This is a genomic window from Streptomyces pilosus (assembly GCF_014649835.1).
In the GTDB taxonomy this organism is placed as follows: Bacteria; Actinomycetota; Actinomycetes; order Streptomycetales; family Streptomycetaceae; genus Streptomyces; species Streptomyces pilosus.
Window position 1 is genome coordinate 148,483 of the sequence record NZ_BMTU01000001.1, and the last position, 22,128, is coordinate 170,610.

The 22,128-nt window shown below is 71.6% G+C and carries 18 protein-coding genes; 8 read left to right on the forward strand and 10 right to left on the reverse strand.

Annotated elements, in window-relative coordinates:
* Positions 1–55: 55 nt before the first annotated feature.
* Positions 56–1,009 carry a heme o synthase gene (locus tag IE118_RS00730; protein ID WP_189555224.1) on the reverse strand — a complete coding sequence of 318 codons (954 nt, stop codon included), beginning with the start codon at positions 1,007–1,009 and terminating at the stop codon, positions 56–58.
* Between the two features lie 344 nt (positions 1,010–1,353).
* On the opposite strand from IE118_RS00730, the gene tkt reads away from it, so the two are divergent.
* Genes tkt through pgl form a run of 5 tightly spaced genes read left to right on the forward strand, consistent with a single transcriptional unit; the run spans position 1,354 to position 7,926 of the window.
* Positions 1,354–3,441, forward strand: a complete 2,088-nt coding sequence (gene tkt, locus IE118_RS00735) for a transketolase (RefSeq protein ID WP_189555225.1) — start codon at positions 1,354–1,356, stop codon at positions 3,439–3,441.
* 34 nt (positions 3,442–3,475) lie between these two features.
* A complete protein-coding gene (gene tal / locus IE118_RS00740) occupies positions 3,476–4,594 on the forward strand; it encodes a transaldolase (protein WP_189555226.1) in 1,119 nt (372 codons plus the stop codon).
* A 4-nt stretch (positions 4,595–4,598) separates the two neighbouring features.
* Positions 4,599–6,122 carry a glucose-6-phosphate dehydrogenase gene (zwf, locus tag IE118_RS00745; RefSeq protein WP_189555227.1) on the forward strand — a complete coding sequence of 508 codons (1,524 nt, stop codon included), beginning with the start codon at positions 4,599–4,601 and terminating at the stop codon, positions 6,120–6,122.
* The gene (gene opcA, locus IE118_RS00750; RefSeq protein WP_189555228.1) at positions 6,119–7,171 is read left to right on the forward strand and encodes a glucose-6-phosphate dehydrogenase assembly protein OpcA; all 1,053 of its coding nucleotides are present in this window, start codon (positions 6,119–6,121) and stop codon (positions 7,169–7,171) included. Before zwf ends, opcA begins: the two co-directional genes overlap by 4 nt.
* Positions 7,168–7,926, forward strand: coding sequence for a 6-phosphogluconolactonase (pgl, locus tag IE118_RS00755; protein ID WP_189555229.1), 759 nt, complete (start codon positions 7,168–7,170; stop codon positions 7,924–7,926). Before opcA ends, pgl begins: the two co-directional genes overlap by 4 nt.
* 110 nt (positions 7,927–8,036) lie before the next feature.
* On the opposite strand, the gene IE118_RS00760 is transcribed toward pgl, so the two are convergent.
* From IE118_RS00760 to IE118_RS00780, 5 genes are all read right to left on the reverse strand, one after another.
* Positions 8,037–8,876, reverse strand: coding sequence for a carbohydrate ABC transporter permease (locus tag IE118_RS00760; protein ID WP_189555230.1), 840 nt, complete (start codon positions 8,874–8,876; stop codon positions 8,037–8,039).
* The gene (locus IE118_RS00765; RefSeq protein ID WP_189555231.1) at positions 8,873–10,240 is read right to left on the reverse strand and encodes an ABC transporter permease; all 1,368 of its coding nucleotides are present in this window, start codon (positions 10,238–10,240) and stop codon (positions 8,873–8,875) included. Before IE118_RS00765 ends, IE118_RS00760 begins: the two co-directional genes overlap by 4 nt.
* A 5-nt stretch (positions 10,241–10,245) precedes the next feature.
* Positions 10,246–11,574 (reverse strand): ABC transporter substrate-binding protein, encoded by a 1,329-nt coding sequence (locus IE118_RS00770; RefSeq protein ID WP_189555232.1) that lies wholly within the window; start codon positions 11,572–11,574, stop codon positions 10,246–10,248.
* A gap of 53 nt (positions 11,575–11,627) precedes the next feature.
* A complete protein-coding gene (locus IE118_RS00775; RefSeq protein ID WP_189555233.1) occupies positions 11,628–13,247 on the reverse strand; it encodes a glycoside hydrolase family 13 protein in 1,620 nt (539 codons plus the stop codon).
* 198 nt (positions 13,248–13,445) lie between these two features.
* The gene (locus IE118_RS00780) at positions 13,446–14,717 is read right to left on the reverse strand and encodes an ABC transporter substrate-binding protein (protein ID WP_189555234.1); all 1,272 of its coding nucleotides are present in this window, start codon (positions 14,715–14,717) and stop codon (positions 13,446–13,448) included.
* Positions 14,718–14,846: 129 nt separating this feature from the next.
* On the opposite strand from IE118_RS00780, the gene IE118_RS00785 reads away from it, so the two are divergent.
* From IE118_RS00785 to IE118_RS00795, 3 genes are read left to right on the forward strand one after another with little or no spacing between them, the layout of a single operon-like run.
* Positions 14,847–15,362 (forward strand): PadR family transcriptional regulator, encoded by a 516-nt coding sequence (locus tag IE118_RS00785; protein WP_189555235.1) that lies wholly within the window; start codon positions 14,847–14,849, stop codon positions 15,360–15,362.
* Positions 15,359–16,111: an ABC transporter ATP-binding protein gene (locus IE118_RS00790; protein ID WP_189555236.1), complete on the forward strand. Its 753-nt coding sequence runs from the start codon at positions 15,359–15,361 to the stop codon at positions 16,109–16,111. The genes IE118_RS00785 and IE118_RS00790 overlap by 4 nt, the downstream gene beginning before the upstream one ends.
* A 40-nt stretch (positions 16,112–16,151) precedes the next feature.
* Positions 16,152–18,434 carry an ABC transporter permease gene (locus IE118_RS00795; protein WP_189555237.1) on the forward strand — a complete coding sequence of 761 codons (2,283 nt, stop codon included), beginning with the start codon at positions 16,152–16,154 and terminating at the stop codon, positions 18,432–18,434.
* Positions 18,435–18,452: 18 nt separating this feature from the next.
* Here the strand turns inward: IE118_RS00795 and IE118_RS00800 are convergent, their stop codons facing one another.
* The 4 genes from IE118_RS00800 to secG all read right to left on the reverse strand — a co-directional run bounded on the left by IE118_RS00800 (position 18,453) and on the right by secG (position 22,097).
* Positions 18,453–19,433 carry a hypothetical protein gene (locus IE118_RS00800; RefSeq protein ID WP_189555238.1) on the reverse strand — a complete coding sequence of 327 codons (981 nt, stop codon included), beginning with the start codon at positions 19,431–19,433 and terminating at the stop codon, positions 18,453–18,455.
* Between the two features lie 88 nt (positions 19,434–19,521).
* A complete protein-coding gene (gene pgi, locus IE118_RS00805; RefSeq protein WP_189555239.1) occupies positions 19,522–21,177 on the reverse strand; it encodes a glucose-6-phosphate isomerase in 1,656 nt (551 codons plus the stop codon).
* Between the two features lie 143 nt (positions 21,178–21,320).
* The gene (locus tag IE118_RS00810; protein WP_003957010.1) at positions 21,321–21,656 is read right to left on the reverse strand and encodes an RNA polymerase-binding protein RbpA; all 336 of its coding nucleotides are present in this window, start codon (positions 21,654–21,656) and stop codon (positions 21,321–21,323) included.
* 210 nt (positions 21,657–21,866) lie between these two features.
* On the reverse strand, positions 21,867–22,097 hold the full coding sequence (gene secG / locus IE118_RS00815; RefSeq protein WP_037938704.1) for a preprotein translocase subunit SecG: 231 nt from the start codon (positions 22,095–22,097) through the stop codon (positions 21,867–21,869).
* Positions 22,098–22,128: the final 31 nt, after the last annotated feature.

Consider the following 22,128-nt stretch of genomic DNA (forward strand, 5'->3'; position numbering starts at 1 on the left):
GCGGGGTCCGTGGCCTTGGCCACGTGCCCCGCCCGTGCGGTGGGTCAGGCGGCGGTCACCGCAGGAAGGGGTCCACGGCGACGGCGACGAAGAGCAGCGACACGTAGGTGATGGACCAGTGGAAGAGGCGCATCTCCTTGAGCTTGCCGCCGGTCACCTCGGCCTTCGCGCGGTTCAGCAGCGCGTGGGCCTCCCACAGCCACCAGCCGCCCGCCGCGAGGGCGACGGCCGTGTAGAACCAGCCGGTGTAGCCGAGCGGGGTGAGCAGCAGGGACACGCCGACCATGACCCAGCTGTAGAGCACGATCTGCTTGGCGACCGCCTTGTTGCCGGCGATGACCGGCAGCATCGGCACGCCGACCCGCGCGTAGTCGTCCTTCACCTTCATGGACAGCGGCCAGTAGTGCGGCGGCGTCCAGAAGAAGATGACGAGGAAGAGGATGACCGGCGCCCACGCCATCGAGTTGGTGACCGCGGACCAGCCGATCAGTACCGGCATGCAGCCGGCGATGCCGCCCCAGACGATGTTCTGCGACGTGCGCCGCTTGAGGATCATCGTGTAGACGACGACGTAGAAGAGGAGCGCGCCGAGGGAGAGCCAGGCCGAGAGCCAGTTGACGGTGAGGCCGAAGAGCAGGGTCGACGCGACGGCCAGGGTGATGCCGAAGGCGAGGCACTCGCGCGGACTGACCATGCCGGTCACCAGGGGCCGCTGCGAGGTGCGGTCCATCAGCGCGTCGATGTCCCGGTCGATGTACATGTTCAGCGCGTTGGCGCCGCCCGCGGAGAGGTAGCCGCCGACGCAGGTCAGCAGCACCAGCTTCAGGTCGGGCACGCCCCGCTGCGCCAGGAACATCACCGGCACGGTGGTGATGAGCAGCAGTTCGATGATCCGCGGCTTGGTGAGCGCCACGAAGGCCATCAGACGGGCCTTGAACGGCCGATGTGCGGTGCTCTGACTGCTACCCAGCACTCCCGCTGGACGGGATTCAACGGCCGTCACGTACACCCCTACAGAGACATCCCAGCAAGCCTGCCCAGGTGAAGTGGCGGTGAAGGCTCGCGCGTACCACGCCACTCTAGACGTTGCCCAGACCCGGACATTCGCGGGGGTCGCCTCGTGTTGGGCCGCGCCCTCCGAGGTGCGGCGGGAAGCTCGATTGAGCACCCGGATGAGCGGGTCCGTATTCATCTGCCGAATGCGGGAACTTCCCAGCCAGGAGGCGGATCCACGGCAGTGCCCGCACTCTGGAACGACTCGGAAATTCGCACGTCCTACGGGGGTAGGCTCGACCACGCCGGTGGGCAGTCACCGGCCGTCCGAATGCATGTGGAGAGGAGCCCTGACTCAGGGTGAGCACAAAGCCGACCACCACAGACCTCGAGTGGACCGAGTTGGACCAGCGGGCCGTCGACACCGCCCGCGTCCTGGCCGCCGATGCCGTACAGAAGGTCGGTAACGGCCATCCGGGTACGGCGATGAGCCTGGCGCCTGCCGCGTACACCCTCTTCCAGAAGGTGATGCGGCACGACCCGGCGGACGCCGACTGGGTCGGGCGCGACCGGTTCGTGCTGTCCGCGGGTCACTCGTCCCTGACCCTCTACACCCAGTTGTACCTGGCCGGCTTCGGCCTGGAGCTGGACGACCTGAAGGCGTTCCGCACCTGGGGGTCGAAGACGCCGGGCCACCCGGAGTACGGCCACACCACGGGTGTGGAGACCACGACCGGCCCGCTGGGCCAGGGCGTCGCCAACGCCGTGGGCATGGCGATGGCCGCCCGCTACGAGCGCGGCCTGTTCGACCCGGAGACCCCCGAGGGCGAGTCCCCGTTCGACCACTTCGTCTACTGCATCGCCGGTGACGGCTGCCTCCAGGAGGGCATCTCCGCCGAGGCGTCCTCGATGGCCGGGCACCAGAAGCTGGGCAACCTGGTGCTGCTGTGGGACGACAACCACATCTCCATCGAGGGCGACACCGAGACGGCCGTCTCGGAGGACACGGTCAAGCGGTACGAGGCGTACGGCTGGCACGTGCAGCGGGTCGCCCCGAAGCCGGACGGCGACCTGGACCCGAACGCGATCTACGACGCGATCCAGGAGGCGAAGAAGGTCACCGACCGGCCGTCCTTCATCGCCATGCGCTCGATCATCGCCTGGCCCGCCCCGAACGCGCAGAACACCGAGGCGTCGCACGGCTCGGCGCTGGGCGACGACGAGGTGGCGGCCACCAAGCGGGTGCTCGGCTTCGACCCGGAGCAGACCTTCGAGGTCACCGACGAGGTCATCGGCCACACCCGCAAGGCGCTGGAGCGGGGCCGGGCGGCCCGTGCCGTGTGGGAGAAGTCCTTCCAGCAGTGGCGGGACAACAACCCCGAGCGCGCCGCCGAGTACGACCGGATCGCCGCGGGCGAGCTGCCCAAGGGCTGGCAGGAGTCCATCCCGGTGTTCGAGCCGGGCAAGGGCGTCGCGACCCGTGCCGCGTCCGGCAAGGTGCTCCAGGCGCTCGGCGCGGTGGTGCCGGAGCTGTGGGGCGGTTCGGCCGACCTGGCGGGCTCCAACAACACCACGATCGACAAGACGTCGTCGTTCCTCCCGGCGGGCAACCCGCTGCCGGAGGCGGACCCGTACGGCCGCACGATCCACTTCGGCATCCGCGAGCACGCCATGGCCGCGGAGATGAACGGCATCGCGCTGCACGGCAACACCCGCATCTACGCCGGCACCTTCCTGGTGTTCTCCGACTACATGCGCAACGCGGTGCGGCTGTCGGCGCTGATGCACCTGCCGGTGACGTACGTGTGGACGCACGACTCCATCGGTCTGGGCGAGGACGGCCCGACGCACCAGCCGGTCGAGCACCTGGCCTCGCTGCGCGCCATCCCGGGTCTGAACGTCGTCCGCCCGGCGGACGCCAACGAGACCGCGATCGCCTGGCGGGAGATCCTCACCCGCTGGACGAAGGAGTTCGGCAAGGGCGCCCCGCACGGCCTGGCGCTGACCCGTCAGGGCGTGCCGACGTACGAGCCGAACGAGGACGCGGCGCGCGGCGGCTACGTGCTGTTCGAGGCCGAGGGCGGCGAGCCCGAGGTGCTGCTGATCGCGACCGGCTCCGAGGTGCACGTCGCCGTGGAGGCGCGGGAGCGGCTCCAGGCCGACGGTGTGCCCACGCGCGTGGTGTCGATGCCGTCCGTGGAGTGGTTCGAGGAGCAGGACCAGGGGTACCGGGACAGCGTCCTGCCGCCCTCCGTGAAGGCGCGCGTGGCCGTCGAGGCGGGGATCGGCCTCACCTGGCACAAGTACGTCGGAGACGCCGGCCGCATCGTCTCCCTGGAGCACTTCGGTGCCTCCGCCGACGGCAAGGTGCTGTTCGAGGAGTTCGGTTTCACCGGCGAGAACGTGGCCGCCGCCGCCCGGGAATCGATCGACGCGGCCCGGCGCTGACGCTCACACACGACACGTAGGAGATGGAATTTCCATGACAGACGCACTGAAGCGCCTTTCCGACGAGGGCGTCGCGATCTGGCTGGACGACTTGTCGCGCAAGCGGATCACGTCCGGCAACCTCGCCGAGCTGATGGACCAGCAGCACGTCGTGGGCGTCACCACCAACCCGACGATCTTCCAGAAGGCGATCTCCGAGGGGGACGGCTACGACACGCAGCTGACCGACCTCGCCGCCCGCAAGGTCACCGTCGAGGAGGCCATCCGGATGATCACGACGGCGGACGTCCGCGACGCCGCCGACATCCTGCGCCCGGTCTTCGACGCCACCGACGGCCAGGACGGCCGGGTCTCGATCGAGGTGGACCCGCGCCTGGCGCACCACACCCGCGCCACGGTCGCCGAGGCCAAGCAGCTGGCCTGGCTGGTGGACCGGCCGAACACGCTGATCAAGATCCCGGCGACCGAGGCCGGCATCCCGGCGATCGCCGAGGTCATCGGTCTGGGCATCAGCGTCAACGTGACGCTGATCTTCTCCCTGGAGCGCTACCGCAAGGTCATGGACGCGTTCCTGACCGGCCTGGAGAAGGCCAGGGAGCGCGGCCTGGACCTGTCGAAGATCCACTCCGTGGCGTCCTTCTTCGTGTCCCGCGTGGACACCGAGATCGACAAGCGGATCGACGCGCTCGGCACCGACGAGGCCAAGGCGCTGCGCGGCAAGGCCGCCATCGCCAACGCCCGGCTGGCCTACCAGGCGTACGAGGAGGTCTTCTCCACCGACCGCTGGGCCGCGCTGGAGCGCGAGGGGGCCAACAAGCAGCGTCCGCTGTGGGCGTCGACCGGTGTGAAGGACAAGGCGTACAAGGCCACGATGTACGTGGACGAGCTGGTGGCGCCCAACACGGTGAACACCATGCCGGAGGCGACGCTGTTCGCCACCGAGGAGAAGGGCGAGATCCGGGGCGACGCCGTGTCGGGCACCTACGAGCAGGCGCGCGCCGACCTCGACGCGGTCGAGGCGCTCGGCATCTCGTACGACGAGGTGGTGCGGCTTCTGGAGGACGAGGGCGTCGACAAGTTCGAGGCGTCCTGGAACGACCTGCTGAAGTCGACCGAGGCGGAGCTCCAGCGCCTCGCCCCTTCGGAGGGCTGAGACCTTGTCGAGCAGCAATCCGCTGCGTGACCCGGCGGACCGACGGCTCCCGCGCATCGCGGGGCCGTCGGGCCTGGTCATCTTCGGCGTCACGGGTGACCTGTCGCGCAAGAAGCTCATGCCGGCCGTGTACGACCTCGCCAACCGGGGGCTACTGCCGCCGGGCTTCTCGCTGGTGGGCTTCGCCCGCCGGGAGTGGGCGAACGAGGACTTCGCCCAGGAGGTGCACGACGCCGTCAAGGAGCACGCCCGCACCCCCTTCCGCGAGGAGGTCTGGCAGCAGCTCATCCAGGGCATGCGCTTCGTGCAGGGCACCTTCGACGACGACGAGTCCTTCGAGCGGCTGCGCGCCACCATCGAGGAGCTGGACAAGGCACAGGGCACGGGCGGCAACTTCGCCTTCTACCTGTCGGTGCCGCCGCGTTCCTTCCCGGTGGTCATCCAGCAGCTGAAGAAGCACGGGCTGGCCGACCAGACCGACGGGTCCTGGCGGCGCGCGGTGATCGAGAAGCCGTTCGGCCACGACCTGAAGTCGGCCGAGGAGCTGAACGCGATCGTCCACGAGGTGTTCGCCCCGGACCAGGTGTTCCGGATCGACCACTACCTGGGCAAGGAGACCGTCCAGAACATCCTGGCGCTGCGCTTCGCCAACACGATGTTCGAGCCGATCTGGAACCGGTCCTTCGTCGACCACGTGCAGATCACCATGGCCGAGGACATCGGCATCGGCGGCCGCGCGGGCTACTACGACGGCATCGGCGCCGCCCGTGACGTCATCCAGAACCACCTCCTGCAGCTGCTCGCGCTCACCGCCATGGAGGAGCCGGCCTCCTTCGACGCGGACGCGCTGGCCGCGGAGAAGACCAAGGTGCTCGGTGCCGTGCGGCTGCCGAAGGACCTGGGCCGGGACACCGTGCGCGGGCAGTACGCGGCGGGCTGGCAGGGCGGCGCGAAGGCGGTCGGGTATCTGGAGGAGGACGGCATCGACGCCTCCTCGAAGACCGACACCTACGCGGCGATCCGGCTCGGCATCGACAACCGCCGCTGGGCGGGCGTCCCCTTCTACCTGCGCACCGGCAAGCGGCTGGGCCGCAGGGTGACGGAGATCGCCGTCGTCTTCCAGCGGGCCCCGCACTCCCCCTTCGACACCACGGCCACCGAGGAGCTGGGCTCGAACGCGATCGTCATCCGCGTGCAGCCCGACGAGGGCGTCACCGTGCGCTTCGGCTCGAAGGTGCCGGGCACGTCGATGGAGATCCGGGACGTGTCGATGGACTTCGCCTACGGCGAGTCGTTCACCGAGTCCAGTCCGGAGGCGTACGAACGGCTGATCCTCGACGTCCTGCTCGGCGACTCCAACCTCTTCCCGCGCACGGAGGAGGTCGAGCTGTCCTGGAAGATCCTCGACCCGATCGAGGAGTACTGGGACGCCAACGGCAGGCCGGCCCAGTACCCGGCCGGTACGTGGGGTCCCGTCGAGGCGGACGAAATGCTCGAGCGAGACGGACGGAGCTGGCGCCGGCCATGAAGACAGACCTCACGGACACCACTGCCAGCAAGATCAACAAGGCGCTGGTGAAGGGCCGCCGTGCCATCGGCACCCCGGCCGTCGGCATGGTGCTGACGCTGGTCATCGTGACGGACGAGGAGAACGCCTACGACGCGCTGAAGGCGGCGAGCGACGCCTCGCACGAGCACCCCTCGCGCACGCTCGTCGTCATCAAGCGTGTCTCCCGCTCGCTGCGCGACCGCACCCAGTCCCGGCTGGACGCCGAGGTGCGGGTCGGCGCGGACGCCGGTACCGGCGAGACGGTCATCCTCCGTCTCTACGGCGAGGTCGTCGACCACGCCCAGTCGGTGGTGCTGCCGCTGCTGCTGCCGGACGCCCCGGTGGTGGTGTGGTGGCCGGTGAACGCTCCGCTGGACCCGGCGCAGGACCCGCTGGGCGCGCTGGCCCAGCGCAGGGTGACCGACACCTACGCCTGCGAGAAGCCGGTGGAGGAGCTGGCCGCCCGGGCCGACGCCTACACCCCCGGCGACACGGACCTGTCGTGGACCCGCATCACGCCCTGGCGTTCGATGCTGGCCGCCGCGCTGGACCAGGTCGCCTGCGAGGTGCAGGGCGTGGAGGTGGAGGGCGAGGAGTTCAACCCGAGCTGTGAGCTGCTGGCGATGTGGCTCGCGGACCGGCTGGACGTCCCCGTCAAGCGCACCCGGTCCGCCGGTCCCGGGCTCACCGCGGTCCGCATGGACACCGACTGCGGCCCGATCGCGCTGGACCGCGCGGACGGCTCGCTGGCGACGCTGTCCATCCAGGGCCAGCCCAAGCGGGCGGTGGCGCTCAAGCGCCGCGACACGGCGGAGCTGATCGCGGAGGAGCTGCGCCGCCTCGACCCGGACGACACCTACGCCTCGGCGCTGCGTTACGGCGTGGAGCGTCTGAAGTCGCAGGACGGGGCCGGCGGGCCGGCCAAAGGAGAACGGGAAGCCGTCCCCGCTCCCGTCGAGTCGGCTGCGAAAGCGCCCGCGGCCCGGGCGACGGCGGAGGCACCGGTGAAGAAGGCGGCGGCGAAGTGAGTACGGCACCGCGGGTGGTCGTGCACCGGGACAAGGAGCTGATGGCGCAGGCCGCCGCGGCCCGGCTGATCACCAGGATCGTGGACGCGCAGGCCACGCGGGGCGAGGCGTCCGTGGTCCTGACCGGTGGCCGCAACGGCAACGGCCTGCTGGCCGCGCTGGCCGCGGCCCCGGCCCGGGACGCGGTCGACTGGTCCCGGCTGGACCTGTGGTGGGGGGACGAGCGCTTCCTGCCGGAGGGCGACCCGGACCGCAATGTCACCCAGGCCCGCGAGGCGCTGCTCGACGCGGTGCCGCTGGACCCGAAGCGCGTGCACGCCATGCCCGCGTCGGACGGCCCGCACGGCCCGGACGCGGACGCGGCGGCGGCCGCCTACGCGGAGGAGCTCGCCGCCGCGGGCGACCCCGTTCCCGCCTTCGACGTCCTGATGCTGGGCGTGGGCCCGGACACCCATGTGGCCTCCCTCTTCCCCGGGCTGCCCGCGGTCCGCGAGACGGAACGCACGGTGGTCGGCGTCCAGGACGCCCCCAAGCCCCCGCCCACCCGGATCACCCTGACCCTCCCGGCGATCCGGGCGGCCCGGGAGGTCTGGCTGCTGGCGGCGGGCGAGGACAAGGCGGAGGCGGCGGCGACCGCCCTGTCGGGGACGGACGGACCGCGGGTCCCGGCGGCCCTGGCGACGGGCCGGACCCACACCCTGTGGCTCCTGGACCGGGCAGCGGCGTCGAAACTCCCCGGCCCGTCCGGCGTGTGAGGACGGGGCCCGTTCGGGGCCGAAGGGTCCCCCGGGGGCACGGCCCCCGGGGGACGGGACGGGGAAAGGGGCGGCGGGGGTGAGACCCCCGCCGTCCCTTCCCCGTCCCCCTACTTCACCGACCCCGCCATGACCCCCTGCACGAAGTGCCGCTGGAACGCGAAGAACACCACGACCGGCACGATCAGCGACAGGAACGCCCCCGGCGCGAGCACGTCGATGTTGCTCCCGAACTGCCGTATCTGCGACTGGAGCTGCACCGTCAGCGGCTGCGAGGAACTGTCCGCGAACAGCAGCGCCACCAGCATGTCGTTCCACACCCACAGGAACTGGAAGATCGCGAGACTGGCGATCGCCGGCCGCCCCACCGGCAGCACCAGCCGGGTGAAGATCCGCCACTCGCTCCCCCCGTCCATCCGCGCCGCCTCCAGCATCTCCTTCGGCATCTCGGCGAAGTAGTTCCGCAGCAGGAACACGGCGAACGGCAGCCCGTACGCCACGTGGAACAGCACGACGCCCGGGATGGTCCCGAACAGCCCCAGCTGGCCGAAGAGTTTGGCGACCGGCAGCAGGCCGATCTGCACGGGCACGACCAGCAGCGCGACCACGACGAGGAACACGGCGTCGCGGCCGGGGAAGTCCAGCCAGGCGAAGGCGTATCCGGCGAGCGCCGCCACCACCACGACCAGGACGGTCGTCGGCACCGAGATCAGCACGGTGTTCCAGAACGCCTGGGTGATGCCCGAGTTCTCCAGCAGCGCCGCGTAGTTGTCGAAGGACAGTTGGCCGGGGCTGGTGAACACGGTCCACCAGCCGCCCTTCGCGGTGTCCTCGGCCGACCTCAGCGAGGACAGGAACAGGCCGGCCAGCGGTGTCATCCACACCAGCCCGACGACCACCAGGAACGCCTGCACCACCGTTCTGCCGAGCAGCCGCCGCACCGCGTTCATCGCTCACTCCTTCGGAAACGGCGGACGTTGAACACCATGGCCGGAACGACCAGGAGCAGCAGCAGGACGCCCAGCGCGCTGCCGAGGCCCTGGTTGTTGCCGCCGCCGAACGACACCAGCCACATCTGCGTCGCGAGCACGGTCGCGTCCTCCTGCACGGGCCCCGGCGCGATGATGTACACCAGGTCGAAGACCTTCATGACGTTGATGACCAGGGTCACGAAGACGACGGTGAGGACGGGCGCCAGCAGCGGGACGGTGATCCGGCGGAAGATCTGCCACTCGTCGGCGCCGTCCATGCGGGCCGCTTCCAGCGCGTCCCGGGGCAGGGCGGCGAGCCCCGCGCCGATCAGCACCATCGCGAACCCGGTCCAGATCCACAGGTACGCCCCGATGATCGCGGGGGTGACCAGCGCCGGGCCAAGCCAGGAGATGCCGTCGTAGGGGGCGGCGAAGTTCGACGCCGGCAGTCTCAGCGTGTACGGGCCGCTGTCCAGCCCGGTGAACCGGAACGAGCCGTCGGCCGCGGTGGTGGTGCGCGCCACGGTGTCGCCGGCGCGGACCGCTTCGACCGTGACGCCGGGCAGTCCGCTCTCCTCCCGGTCGACCACGCCCGGCTTCCCTCCCCCGCCGGGGGTGAAGTCGAGGTGGACCACACCGCGCACCTCGTCGGCGCCGGCCTTCCCGGACGCCGCCCCCGAGGCGGGTTCGGCGTCGCCCGGCAGGTCCTTGGGGGCGACCCCGACCAGGCCCAGCGTGGCGGCCGTCCCGCCGGGCGTGACGTCCGCGCCGGTGACGTAGGAGCCGTCGGCCTCCTTGGTCAGCCCCTCGCCGTCCCGCGCGCGGGCGGCCGGGTAGGAGGAGCTGCCCCGGAAGGCGTCGTGGACGGAGACGACGGCGGCGTTGAGGACGCCCTTGTCGGGGTCCTCGTCGTAGGCGAGCCGGAAGATGATGCCGGCCGCCAGGAAGGACACCGCCATCGGCATGAACAGCAGGAGCTTGAAGGCGGTCGCCCAGCGGACCTTCTCCACCAGGACGGCCAGGATCAGGCCGAGCCCGGTCAGCAGGGTCGGCGCGACGACGACCCAGATCGCCGTGTTCCGGATGGCGGTGAGGGTGGTCGGGTCGCGGAACATCTCCGCGTAGTTCCCGCCGCCGACGAACTCGTCGCCGGAGGCGTCGAAGAGGCTGCGGCCGACGGAGAACAGCACCGGGTAGACCACGAGCGCGCCGAGCAGGAGCAGCGCGGGGAACACGAACAGCAGGGCGACGACCCGCCCCCGGCGGCGCCGGCGTCGGCCGCCCGCGCCGCCGGGGTGCGCGGGTGCCGGGGGGCTCGCCTCTTTGACCATGGTGGCGGTCATGGCCGTCAGTTCCCGTACGCCTTGGCCGCGGCCTTCTCGAGCTCCGCCGCGGTCTTCGCCGGGTCGGCCGGGTCGCGCAGGAAGTCCTGGAGGATCTTCCACTCGCCGGCGCCCTTGGTGCCGCCGAAGGCCGCGGGGGCCTGGTCGGACATGTCGAAGCGGACCGAGTCACCGGCGGCGATCAGGGACTTGGCGGTGGCGCGGGTGACGTCGTCGCCGTAGGAGGAGAGGTCGAGCTTCTTGTTCGGCGAGAGGAAGCCGCCCGCCTCGGCCCAGACGGCGGCCGCCTCTGGGCTCGCCAGGTACTCCACGAGGGCCATGCCGGCCTCGCTGTTCCTGCCGTCCTTGAGGACGACGGCCGCGTCGCCGCCGCTGACCACGGGGGCCTTGCCGTCACCGACCGGCGGGAAGGGGAAGAAGTTCGCGTCGGTGCCGATGTTCCTGCCGAACTGGTCCTTGGCGACGCCGGCGACGAAGTCGCCCTCGTAGACCATGGCGGCCTCGGCCTCGGGGCCGAAGACCTTCTCGACCGAGCCGGGGAAGTCGGTGTTGAGGGCGCCCTTCTGGCCGCCGGCGATGAGCTGCTTGTCCTTGAAGAGCGTGCCGAGGGTGGTGAGCGCCTCGACGACCGTCGGGTCGGTCCACTTGATCTCGTGCGCGGCGAGGGCGTCGTACTTCTCGGGGCCGGCCTGGGAGAGGTAGACGTTCTCGAACCAGTCGGTGAGGGTCCAGCCGTCCTGTCCGGCGACGGAGAAGGCGGCGAGTCCGGAGTCGGAGACGGTCCGGCCGTCCTTCAGCATGGCGTCGAAGGTCTTCGGCGGGGTGACGCCGGCCTGTTCGAGGGCCTCGGGGCTGTACCAGACGGTCGACTTGTGGGCGGCCTTGAAGTAAAGGGCGTAGAGGGTGCCGTCGACGCTGCCGTAGTTCTGCCAGACCTCGGCGAAGTGGTCGCCCACGGTGGCGGCGACCTTCTTGTCGAGGGGCTTGAGCCAGCCGTTCCCGGCGAACTGCTTGAGCACGCCGACCTGCGGGACCATGACGACGTCGGGGGCGTTGCCGCCCTCGATCTTGCTGCCGACGACGGTGGAGACGTTGTCGCCGGTGGAGACGAACTGCGTCGTGGCGCCGGTCTTCTCGGTGAAGGCGTCCAGCACCTTCTGGAAGTTCTTCTGCTCGCTGCCGGACCAGACTCCGGCGACGGTGACGGTCTGGCCGTCGAGCGACTTGTCGCCGCCGCCGGCCGCGACGGGCTCGCCGCCTCCGCAGGCGGTCGCGCCGAGCGCGAGGACGAGGGCGGTGCATCCGGCGAGCAGGGTGGTACGTCGTCGCATCATCATCGATGTCCTTCGGGATACGTCGGGGAACGGGAGGTGAGGGGGCTTGCTTCTCAGGGGGCGTCGATCCACCAGGCGGCGGTGGAGCCGGGAAGCACTCCGGTGGGGCAGGGTCCGCTGGCGAGCAGCGGGGTGCCGGCGACCGGAGCGGGTACGGGGGCGGCGGTGAAGTTGACGGCGCAGACGAGGCCGTCGCCGCGGGCGAAGGCGAGGACGCCGGGCTGGGTGTCCAGCCAGTGCAGCGTGCCGTCGCCCAGCTGGTCGAGTGCGGCCCGCAGGTGGAGGCCGTCGCGGTACAGGTGCCAGGAGGAGCGGGTGTCGGCGAGCGCGCGGTGGGTGGCGTACTCGGCGAAGTACTCGGGCTGCGGCAGCCAGGGCTTGGCGAGGGCACCGGTGGTGAAGCCGAACGGGCTCGCCTGTCCCGACCAGGGCAGCGGCACCCGGCAGCCGTCCCGTATCCGCGCGCGGCTGCCGGTGCGGCGGAAGATCGGGTCGGTGAGCACCTCGTCGGGCAGGTCGACGACCTCGGGCAGGCCCAGTTCCTCGCCCTGGTAGATGTACGCGGCCCCGGGCAGCGCCAGCATCAGCAGGGCGGCGGCGCGGGCGCGGGCGGCACCGAGCCCGCTGCCCCCGGGGGCGGGTTCTCCGTAGCGGGTGACGGTGCGGACCTGGTCGTGGTTGTTGAGGACCCAGGTGACGGTGGAGCCGGTGCCGGCGATGTCCTCCATGGCCTCGGAGATGACCTTGCGGAAGGCGTCGGCGTCCCAGGGGGCGCCCAGCAGGTCGAAGAAGAAGGCCTGGTGGAGTTCGTCGGCGCGGACGTAGCGGGCGTGTTCGCGGGCGGTGGGCACGGACACCTCGCCGACCAGGAGCCGTTCGCGGCCGTCGCGAGCGGTGTACTCCTCGCACACGGCGCGCCAGTGCCGCCACACGTCGTGCACCTCGGGCTGGTTCCAGGCCAGCGGGTTGACCGAGTCGCGGGTGCGGGCGTCGGCCTCGGGGTCCGGGGAGTCGGGCAGTTCGGGGTGCTTGAACAGGCCGGCGGCGACGTCGATGCGGAAGCCGTCGACGCCCCGGTCCAGCCAGAAGCGGAGGGTGCGGTCGAAGTCGGCGGCGACCTCGGGCTCGCGCCAGTTCCAGTCCGGCTGCTCGGGCGTGAACATGTGCAGGTACCACTGGCCGGGGCGGCCGTCGGGCTCGGTGACCCGGCTCCAGGCGGGGCCGCCGAACATGGCGTGCCAGTTGTTGGGCGGCTCGGCGCCGTCCGGTCCGCGGCCGTCGGCGAAGTGGAAGCGGGCGCGTTCGGGACTGCCGGGGGCGGCGGCGAGCGCCTCGCGGAACCAGGGGTGCTCGCTGGAGCAGTGGTTGGGGACGATGTCCAGCAGGACCTTGATGCCGAGCCGGCGGGCGGCGGACACCAGCAGGTCGAACTCGGCGAGGTCGCCGAAGACCGGGTCGACGTCGCGGTAGTCGGCCACGTCGTAGCCGTGGTCGTGCTGCGGCGACGGGTAGAAGGGGCTCAGCCAGATGCCGTCCACGCCGAGTTTCCGCAGGTAGGGCAGTCCCGCCCTGACTCCGGCGAGATCGCCGATGCCGTCCCCGGTGCTGTCCAGAAAGCTGCGGACGTAGACCTGATAGATCACCGCGTCACGCCACCATTGGTGCCTGTTCACCCCATTGACCTGTCTGTGAGGAGGCCTAGTTGTTATGCATGCATGTTAAGTAGCGGTGTCGTGAGGGTGTCAATGAAACTGCGCAAGCTACCGGACAGTTGGCCCGTTCATACCGGGACAAAGAAAGGCGCATCGGACGCATTCGAGACGTCCGCGTTACCTAACGCGTAACTAGAAAAGCGGTGCCCCGGGTCCGTTCTACCGGGAGGAGACGGCGGCGAGCTCGCCCGCCAGCCGGCGCACCGCGGCCTCGGGCGTCTGCCGCCCGGCCATCGCGTCGTGCACCACCGCCTGCACCACCAGGCTCACCTGGTCGTAGTGCGGGCTCTTCGGACGCGGAGCGGCGGCCCGTACGCTCTCCCGCAGGGTCGGCAGGTACGGGAACCGCCGGATCAGCCCGGGGTCGTCGTACAGGCCGGCCCGTACGGGCGGCAGCGCGCCGCGCGTGAGCACCTGGCGCTGCACGCGCTCGCTGGTGAGGTACGCGATCAGGCGTGCGGCGGAGTCGGGATGCCGGGCGTGGCTGCTGACGGCCAGGTTGGAGCCGCCGAGGACGCTGGTGCCCGGGCCCCCGGAACCGGGCAGCGGCACGGCGCCGACCTTGCCCGCGACCTTCGATCCCGGGGCGGAGGCCGCGACGTAGGCGTAGGGCCAGTTGCGCAGGAAGAGCAGCCGCCCGTCCTGGAAGGCCTGCCGGGACTCCTCCTCCTTGTACGCCAGCGCCTCCCGCGGTATCCAGCCCTCACGGATCCCGCGGGCCAGGAAACCGATGCCCTCCCGGGCGGCACGGGAGTTCACGGTGACGCGTTCCCCCTCGTCTCCGAGGATGGTGCCGCCCGCCGAGTAGACGGCCTCGGCCGCGTTCACCGTCAGCCCCTCGTAGGGGAGGAACTGGCCCGCGTAGCCGCCGAGCCCGCGCTGAGGGGCGAGGGTCTTCGCGGCCCGTTCCAGTTCGGCCCAGGTGCGCGGCGGCGGGACGCCCGCCGCGTCGAGGACATCCTTGCGGTACAGCAGCAGCCCGGCGTTGGTCACGTACGGGACGGCGTAGAGCCGGTCGTCGTAGGTCGCGGTGCCCACGACCGGGCGCAGGAAGGTGTCGAGCGGGAAGCGGTCGCGGGGCAGCGGGCGTATCCACCCGGCGGCGGCGAACTCCGAGGTCCAGCTCACGTCGATGTTGAGCACGTCGAACCGGCCGCGGTCCCCGCCGCGCAGGTCGGTGATCATCTGCGCGCGGGTCTCGTCGGCCGAGTCGGGCAGCTCGACGAGGGTGACCTTCTCGCCGGGATGGGTGCGGTTCCAGCCGTCGAGGACGGTGCCGAGATAGCCGGTGAGGTCGCCGGCCGTGGCCAGGGTGAGCGGACCGCGGCCGCTCCCGCCGGGCTCGCCGGCCCGCGCGCCCGAGGCGGCGTAACCGGTCAGGACCACGATCAGGACGAGGAGGCCCCTACCCGCGGCATGGATCCACCGCATAGGTTCCTCCCTGTACACCGGCACCCGGGCACCATCGTCCGGGAGTCAGAGGCCATGTATACCCGTTAGGTATGGGCGATACTAGGGCCTGCGGCACATTGCCCCCAGGACCCGAGGAGGAGAGCACGAGTGCGGCTTGCCCTCCTGGCCCTGCTCGCCCGCGGCCCGGCCCACGGCTACGAGCTCAAGCAGGACCTTGAGCAACTGCTGGGCGCCGCGTACCCTCAGCCGAACGTCGGCCAGATCTACGTCACCCTCGGCCGCCTGGAGAAGACCGGACTGATCGAGGGCGAGGACGTCGAGCAGTCGAGCCGGCCCAACAAGAAGGTCTACCACCTCACCGACGCCGGGCGGGAGGCGCTGCGCGCCTGGTACGAGGAGACGGCGGACGAACCGCGGGTGCGGGACGAGTTCTTCATGAAACTGGCCCTCGCCCCGCAGACCGGTCTCGCCGACCAGATCGCCCTGATCAACAGACAGCGGCGCCAGTACCTGAACACCATGCGGCAGCTGTCGAAGCTGGCCGCCGCCGAAGACCGGGACAACCGCATCTCCCACCTGCTGATCGAGGGCGCGATGCTGCACCTGCAGGCCGACCTCGACTGGCTGGAGCGGTGCCAGGAAGAGCTGGAGGAGCTTCAGTGAGCGAGAGCACCGCTGAAGTGCTGCGCGCCGAGGGCCTGGTCAAGACGCACCACGGCGAGGGCGCCCCGGCCCGTGCCGTGCGCGGGGTGGACCTGCGGGTGACCCGCGGCGAGTTCGTGGCGATCACCGGCCCGTCCGGTGCGGGCAAGTCGACGCTGCTGCACCTGCTCGGCGGGCTCCAGCGGCCCGACGCGGGCAGCATCTGGCTGGACGGCGAGTGCACCGACGGCTACGGCGAGGCCCGCTGGGCGGTGGAGCGCCGCAGGCGCATCGGGATCGTCTTCCAGTTCTTCAACCTCGTCTCCGACCTGTCGGTCGCCGACAACGTGGAGCTGCCCGCCCTGCTCGCCGGGGTGCCTCCGAGGAAGGCCCGCGCCGGCCGGGAGGAACTCCTCGCCGAACTCGGCCTCCAGGGCAAGGAGCGCAGCATGCCGGGCGAGCTGTCCGGCGGCGAGCAGCAGCGGGTCGCCCTCGCGCGGGCGCTGGTCAACCACCCGCCGCTGCTGCTGGCCGACGAGCCCGCGGGCAGTCTCGACAGCAGGGGCACCCGCGAGGTGATGCGGCTGCTGTCCCGCTTCCACCGTCGCGGGCAGACCATCCTGCTGGTCACGCACGACGCGCGGCTGGCCAGCGCCGCGGACCGGGTGATCAGCTTCTTCGACGGCCGGATCGCCGACGACGCGGAGCTGGACGGCGGCGCACCCACCCGCCGGGCCGGCACCTCAGGTGTGCTGGAGCTCAGGGACTGACATGCGCCGCCACGACCTCCCTCCGAAGGACTGACCCGCGGTGCGGGCGACTCTGCGCTGGGCGCACTCCGATCTGCGCAGGCACCGCGGCGAGGCGCTGTTCCTGGTGCTCGCCACCGCGGGCATCGTCGCGTCCCTGCTGCTGGCCACGGCCCTGTTCGGCTACGCCACCAACCCCTGGCAGCGCGTCTTCACCCAGGCGCACGGCGCGCACGTCACGCTGCACACCACCGCCGCCGCCGACGCCGGGAGGCTGGCCGGCCTGGACGGTGTCGAGTCCGTCTCCGGCCCCTACCCGACGGCCTCCCTCACCCTGGCCTCCAAGGGCGGCCGCGCCTCCGTCGAGCTCCGCTCCACCCCCGCCGAACCGGAGGTGGGCCGCCCGCTGATCACCTCGGGGCACTGGCTGGACCCGGCCACCCCGGGCGGGGTGGTCCTGGAGAGCCGGCTCGCCCGTGCGCTGCTGACCGCGCCCGGTGACACGCTCACCGTGCCCGGCAGCGCGCGCAGACTGACCGTGGTGGGCATCGCCGACAGCTCCGAACCGCGCTACCGGCCGGGTGAACGCCCGGGCCTGGTGTGGGCCCTGCCCGCGGCGGTGCCCGAACCGGTCGGCCAGGTCGTCGGGCTGCGGCTGACCGACCCGGGCGACAGCGGCTACGCGGTGCAGCGGGCGGTGACCGAGCTGGGCGCCGGGGCGATCGGCGAAGTGGCCACCTGGCAGCAGGCGCGCGCCGAGGCGCAGGGCGACAACCGGCTGCTGGGGCAGGTACTGGGCCTGTTCGGGCTCGGCGCGCTGGTCGCCGCCGGGTTCGCCGTGCACGGGGCGATCGCCACCCGGATCCGGGGGCATCTGCGGGACCTGTCCGTCCTGAAGGCGATCGGTTTCACGCCCGGCCAGGTCGTCCGGGTCTTCCTCGTCCAGCACCTGGTCTACGCCCTGCTCGGCGCGGTGGCCGCCGCCGCGCTCACCGAGGCGCTGGGCGGCGCGGTGCCGGGACGGCTCGGGGACGCGGTCGACGTGTGGCAGGGGCTGCCCGGGCACACGGCGGCCCTGTTCGCGGTCCCGGCGGGGGCGGTGCTGTTCATCGGCGCGACCACCGGGCTGGCCGCCTGGCGCGCGGGACGGGTGCCGCCCGTCCCGGTCCCCCGGCCCGCGGCGCCCCCGGCCGGACGGCTCACGGGCCTGGCGCGGCGGGCGCTCGGGGCGCGGGTGCCGCCCGCGCTGGTGCTGGGCTGGCACAAGGCGTTCGGCCGCCGGTCGCGTTCGCTGGGCGCGGTGGCCAGGCTGACGCTGCCGCTGCTGCTGATCGTGGTGGCGCTGAGCGCCTGGACCACCATCGACCGCTTCCACAGCAGTCCCGAACGGATGGGGATGCCCACCGCGCTCGGTGTCCGCGCGGACGCCTCGCTGGACGACGCGCGGGCCCGCGCCCTGCTGGAGCGCGATCCGCAGGTCGCCGCCGCCTACCCGGGCGTGGAGGTGGCCGCGCTGGTCCCCGGCCAGACCGCCACCATCGCCCTGCGCGGACTCGGCACCCGTGCGGAGCCGTACCCGTACACCCTGGCCGAGGGCCGCACCGCGCGGGGGCCCCACGAGGCGGTGGCCGGGCAGGGACTGCTCGACCTGCTGCACGTCCGGGTCGGCGACTGGGTGCGGATGACCGTCGGGGAGCGGCCGCAGATCCTGCACATCGTCGGCCGCAGCATCGAGCCGGAGAACGCCGGACGGGTCATCTCCACCTCGCTCGACACCCTCCGCGCGGGCGACCCGGACCTGCGGCCGAGCCGCTACCAGCTCCGGCTGGAGCCCGGCGCCGACCCGGAGGAGGTGGCCGCCCGGCTGGCCTCGGCGGGCCGCGGGCACCTGGACGTGCACACGGTGGCCAACCCGGCGGACGGACTGTCCCCGCTGCGCGCGGTCGTGCTCGGACTGATCGCGATCCTCGCGCTGATCGGGCTGATCGAACTGCTCACGGCGATCGGCGGCACGGTCCGCGAGGGCGAACGCGATCTGCTCGCGCTCAAGGCCATCGGCCTCTCCCCCCGGCAGATCACCGCCGTCACGGTCACGGCCACCGCCGGGACGGCCCTGGTGGCGATGCTGCTCGCGGTGGTCCTGGGGCTGCCGCTGGCGCACTGGCTGATCGACGCGCAGGGGAGATCGAGCGGCATCGGCGCCGGGATCGCCCAGGGGCCGTCCCCGCTGCTCCTGCTGCTGCTCGGCACGGCCGCGGTGCTGGGCGCCGCCGCCCTCGCCGCCCTCCCGGCCGCGCGGGCGGCCCGCCGCCGTCTCGCGGACACGCTCGGCGCGGTGGCCTGACCCGGTCCGGCCGGCGCGTCAGCTCCCGTAGGGGCGGCCGTGCGGCGGCTGCGGGGCGTACGGGTTGCCGCCGGGGCCGGGCCCGTACGGGTTGCCGCCCGGGCCGGGCGCGTACGGGGGCTGCGGGTGGCCGTGGGGCGCGGCGCCCGCCCAGGGGGCGTACACGGGCTGCGGGTGACCGTACGGGTTCCCCTGCGGGGGTACGTGGGGCAGTCCCGCCGGCGGGACCGGCGGCACCGGTACGGGGACCGGGGGCAGGCTCGCCGGGTGGGTGCGCAGCCGGATGCCGTAGCGGCGCCTGAGCCGGTCCGTCTCCAGCAGGGCGATCGCCGTGACGGTCACCGGGGCACCGAGGATGAAGACGACGCCCATGGTGAGTCCGAGCCCGTGCAGATCGCCGGTGACCAGGTCCGGGATCGCCATCAGCCAGGTGGTCACCGTGGCGAGCAGCGCGGGCAGGCAGCGGTGCACGGCGGCCGTGCCGAAGAAGTTGCCGGAGACCCGCACGGCCCCGGACACGACGAGGACGAGCATCCACATCATGACCGCGCCCACCCCCAGGAGCAGCAGGGGGTTGCCTGCGGCGGAGTTCGCCGACCGCACCAGCATCACCAGCGCGACCACGCAGCCGATGAAGAGCAGCAGCAGCTTGAGGGAGTTGAGGAGGGGCACCTTCAGCTGCCGCACGGTGCCGGTGCGCCGCCAGAAGAGGAGCATCACGCCGACGGTCGCCGGCGTGAGGAAGAGCAGCACCGCCGAGGCGATCAGCGCGTTCTCCACCAGCTCCGCGATCTCGAAGCCGCCCTCGAGGACGGTGTAGACGCCGATGGACGCGACTCCCCCGGCGATGACGCGGACGCGCTTGAGCCGCTCGATCGACGGGTCGGGCGACTGCGGGATCCACGCGGGATGGAACACCGCCCTCGCCACGCGGTGCGGTCTCAGGAAGGTCCCGGCCCTGAGTGTGCCGCCGGTCCAACTCCCGGACGTACGTGCCACGTTGTGCTCCCCCGAACGCTCGTCGTGACGATCGCCGGGGATTCTACGGGAAGCGGGCGGCGCGCGGCCGCCCGCTCACCGCGTCGGGTCACCGCCGCCCGCGCAGCTCCCGGTAGGTGGCGACCAGCGCCTTGGTGGAGGGGTCCAGTCCGGGGACGTCGGCGCCCTCGGTCAGCGCGGGCTCGACGCGCTTGGCGAGGACCTTGCCGAGCTCGACGCCCCACTGGTCGAAGGAGTCGATGTTCCAGATCGCGCCCTGGACGAACACCTTGTGCTCGTAGAGCGCGACGAGCTGGCCGAGCACGGACGGCGTCAGCTCGCGCGCGAGGATCGTGGTGGTGGGATGGTCGCCCTTGAACGTCCTGTGCGGGACGAGCTCCTCCGGCACCCCTTCGCCGCGGACCTCCTCCGGGGTCTTGCCGAAGGCGAGCGCCTGCGTCTGGGCGAAGAAATTGGCCATCAACAGGTCGTGCTGCGCCTTGAGTTCGTCGCTCAGCTCGGCGACCGGTTCGGCGAACCCGATGAAGTCGGCCGGGATGAGCTTCGTCCCCTGGTGGATCAACTGGTAGTAGGCGTGCTGCCCGTTGGTGCCCGGGGTGCCCCAGACGACCGGGCCGGTCTGCCACTCCACCTCGCGCCCGTCCCGGTCGACGTACTTGCCGTTGGACTCCATGTCGAGCTGCTGGAGGTAGGCGGTGAACTTCGACAGGTAGTGCGAGTACGGCAGGACCGCGTGCGACTGCGCGTCGTGGAAGTTGCCGTACCAGACACCCAGCAGGCCGAGGAGCAGCGGCACGTTGGACTCGGCGGGGGCGGTGCGGAAGTGCTCGTCGACGAGGCGGAACCCGTCGAGCATCTCCCGGAAGCGGTCCGGGCCGATGGCGATCATCAGCGAGAGGCCGATCGCGGAGTCGTAGGAGTAGCGGCCGCCGACCCAGTCCCAGAACTCGAACATGTTCGCCGTGTCGATGCCGAACTCGGCGACCTTCTCGGCGTTGGTGGACAGGGCGACGAAGTGCTTGGCCACCGCCTCGTCGCCTGCTCCGAGCGCGTCGAGCAGCCAGGTCCGCGCCGAGGTGGCGTTGGTGACCGTCTCGATGGTGGTGAAGGTCTTGGACGCGATGACGAACAGCGTCTCGGCCGGGTCCAGGTCCCGGGTCGCCTCGTGCAGGTCGGCGCCGTCCACGTTGGACACGAAGCGGACGGTGAGGTCGCGGTCGGTGAAGGCGCGCAGCACCTCGTACGCCATGGCGGGGCCGAGGTCGGAGCCGCCGATGCCGACGTTGACGACGTTGCGGATGCGCTTGCCGGTGTGGCCGGTCCACTCGCCGGAGCGGACCCGGCCGGCGAAGTCGGCCATCCTGTCGAGGACGGCGTGCACGGCCGGGACGACGTTCTCCCCGTCGACCTCGATCACCGCGTCACGGGCGGCCCGGAGCGCGGTGTGCAGCACCGCACGGTCCTCGGTGGTGTTGATCTTCTCGCCGCGGAACATGGCGTCGCGCAGCCCGGAGACGTCGGTGGCGGCGGCCAACTCCCGCAGCAGCCGCAGCGTTTCGTCGGTGACCAGGTGCTTGGAGTAGTCGACGTACAAGTCACCGACCCGGAGGGTGTACCCGGTGCCGCGGGAGGGGTCGGCGGCGAACAACTCGCGCAGCCGCACCTCGCCGAGCTCCTCGCGGTGCTTGGCCAGTGCGGTCCACTCGGGCGTCTGGTTGAGCCTCGTACGGCCGTCTGCGTTCATCTCGGACTTCAGCCTTCTTCCTTGGGTGTCCCCCGCTGTGCCGGCTGTTCCCAACCTAATTGATCAGCGGTGAAGAAGGCCGAAGGAGTCCGGAGTGCGAACCGGTCCCGGCGTCGGAGTCCGGGGGCCGCCCGGGAGGAACCCTAGATCTCGCCCCGCAGCTTGGCGAGCGCCTCGGCGAGGATCGCCTCGCCGTCCGCGTCGCTGCGCCGCTCCCGCACGTAGGCGAGGTGCGTCTTGTAGGGCTCGGTACGGGGCGGGTCCGGGGGATTGTCGCGGTCCTGCCCGGCCGGAAAGCCGCAGCGGGGGCAGTCCCAGGTATCGGGCACCTGCGCGTCGCTTGCGAAGCTCGGCTGTGTCTCGTGCCCGTTGGAGCACCAGAAGGAGATGCGCAGCCGCGGCGCGGACTCGCCGCGCTCGGCCTCGCCCATCGGCCCCGCCCCGACCCGGCTTCCCCGGATCGCGTTGCCACTTGCCACGGTCGTAACTCCCTGCGTGATGGTGCCGCGAAACGAGTCGGCCTTCCGCTTCGCCGCGAGCGCCTCAGTCTACGTAAGGCCCAACGCGCGTCCAGTGATAGGAGTTACCTTTCCTCGCATCCAGACGCAAGCCCCATGATAGGCCGCGCCCGGCGGCGCGTACCCGACATGGGGCTTCACGTGGAAATGCGAGCGGAATGCGCCCTCGGGTCAGTTGTTCACCTTCATCGTGATGCCGAGCACCACGATGCACGCGAACCAGAGCAGACCGACCACGACGGTGATCCGGTCGAGGTTGCGCTCGGCGACCGAGGAGCCGCCGACGGAGGACTGCATGCCACCACCGAACATGTCGGAGAGGCCGCCGCCCTTCCCCTTGTGCATCAGCACCAGCAGCATCAGCAGCAGGCTGAAGACGATCAGGGCGATGGAGAACCCCATAACCACGGCTGGACCAACTTCCTCGGATTCG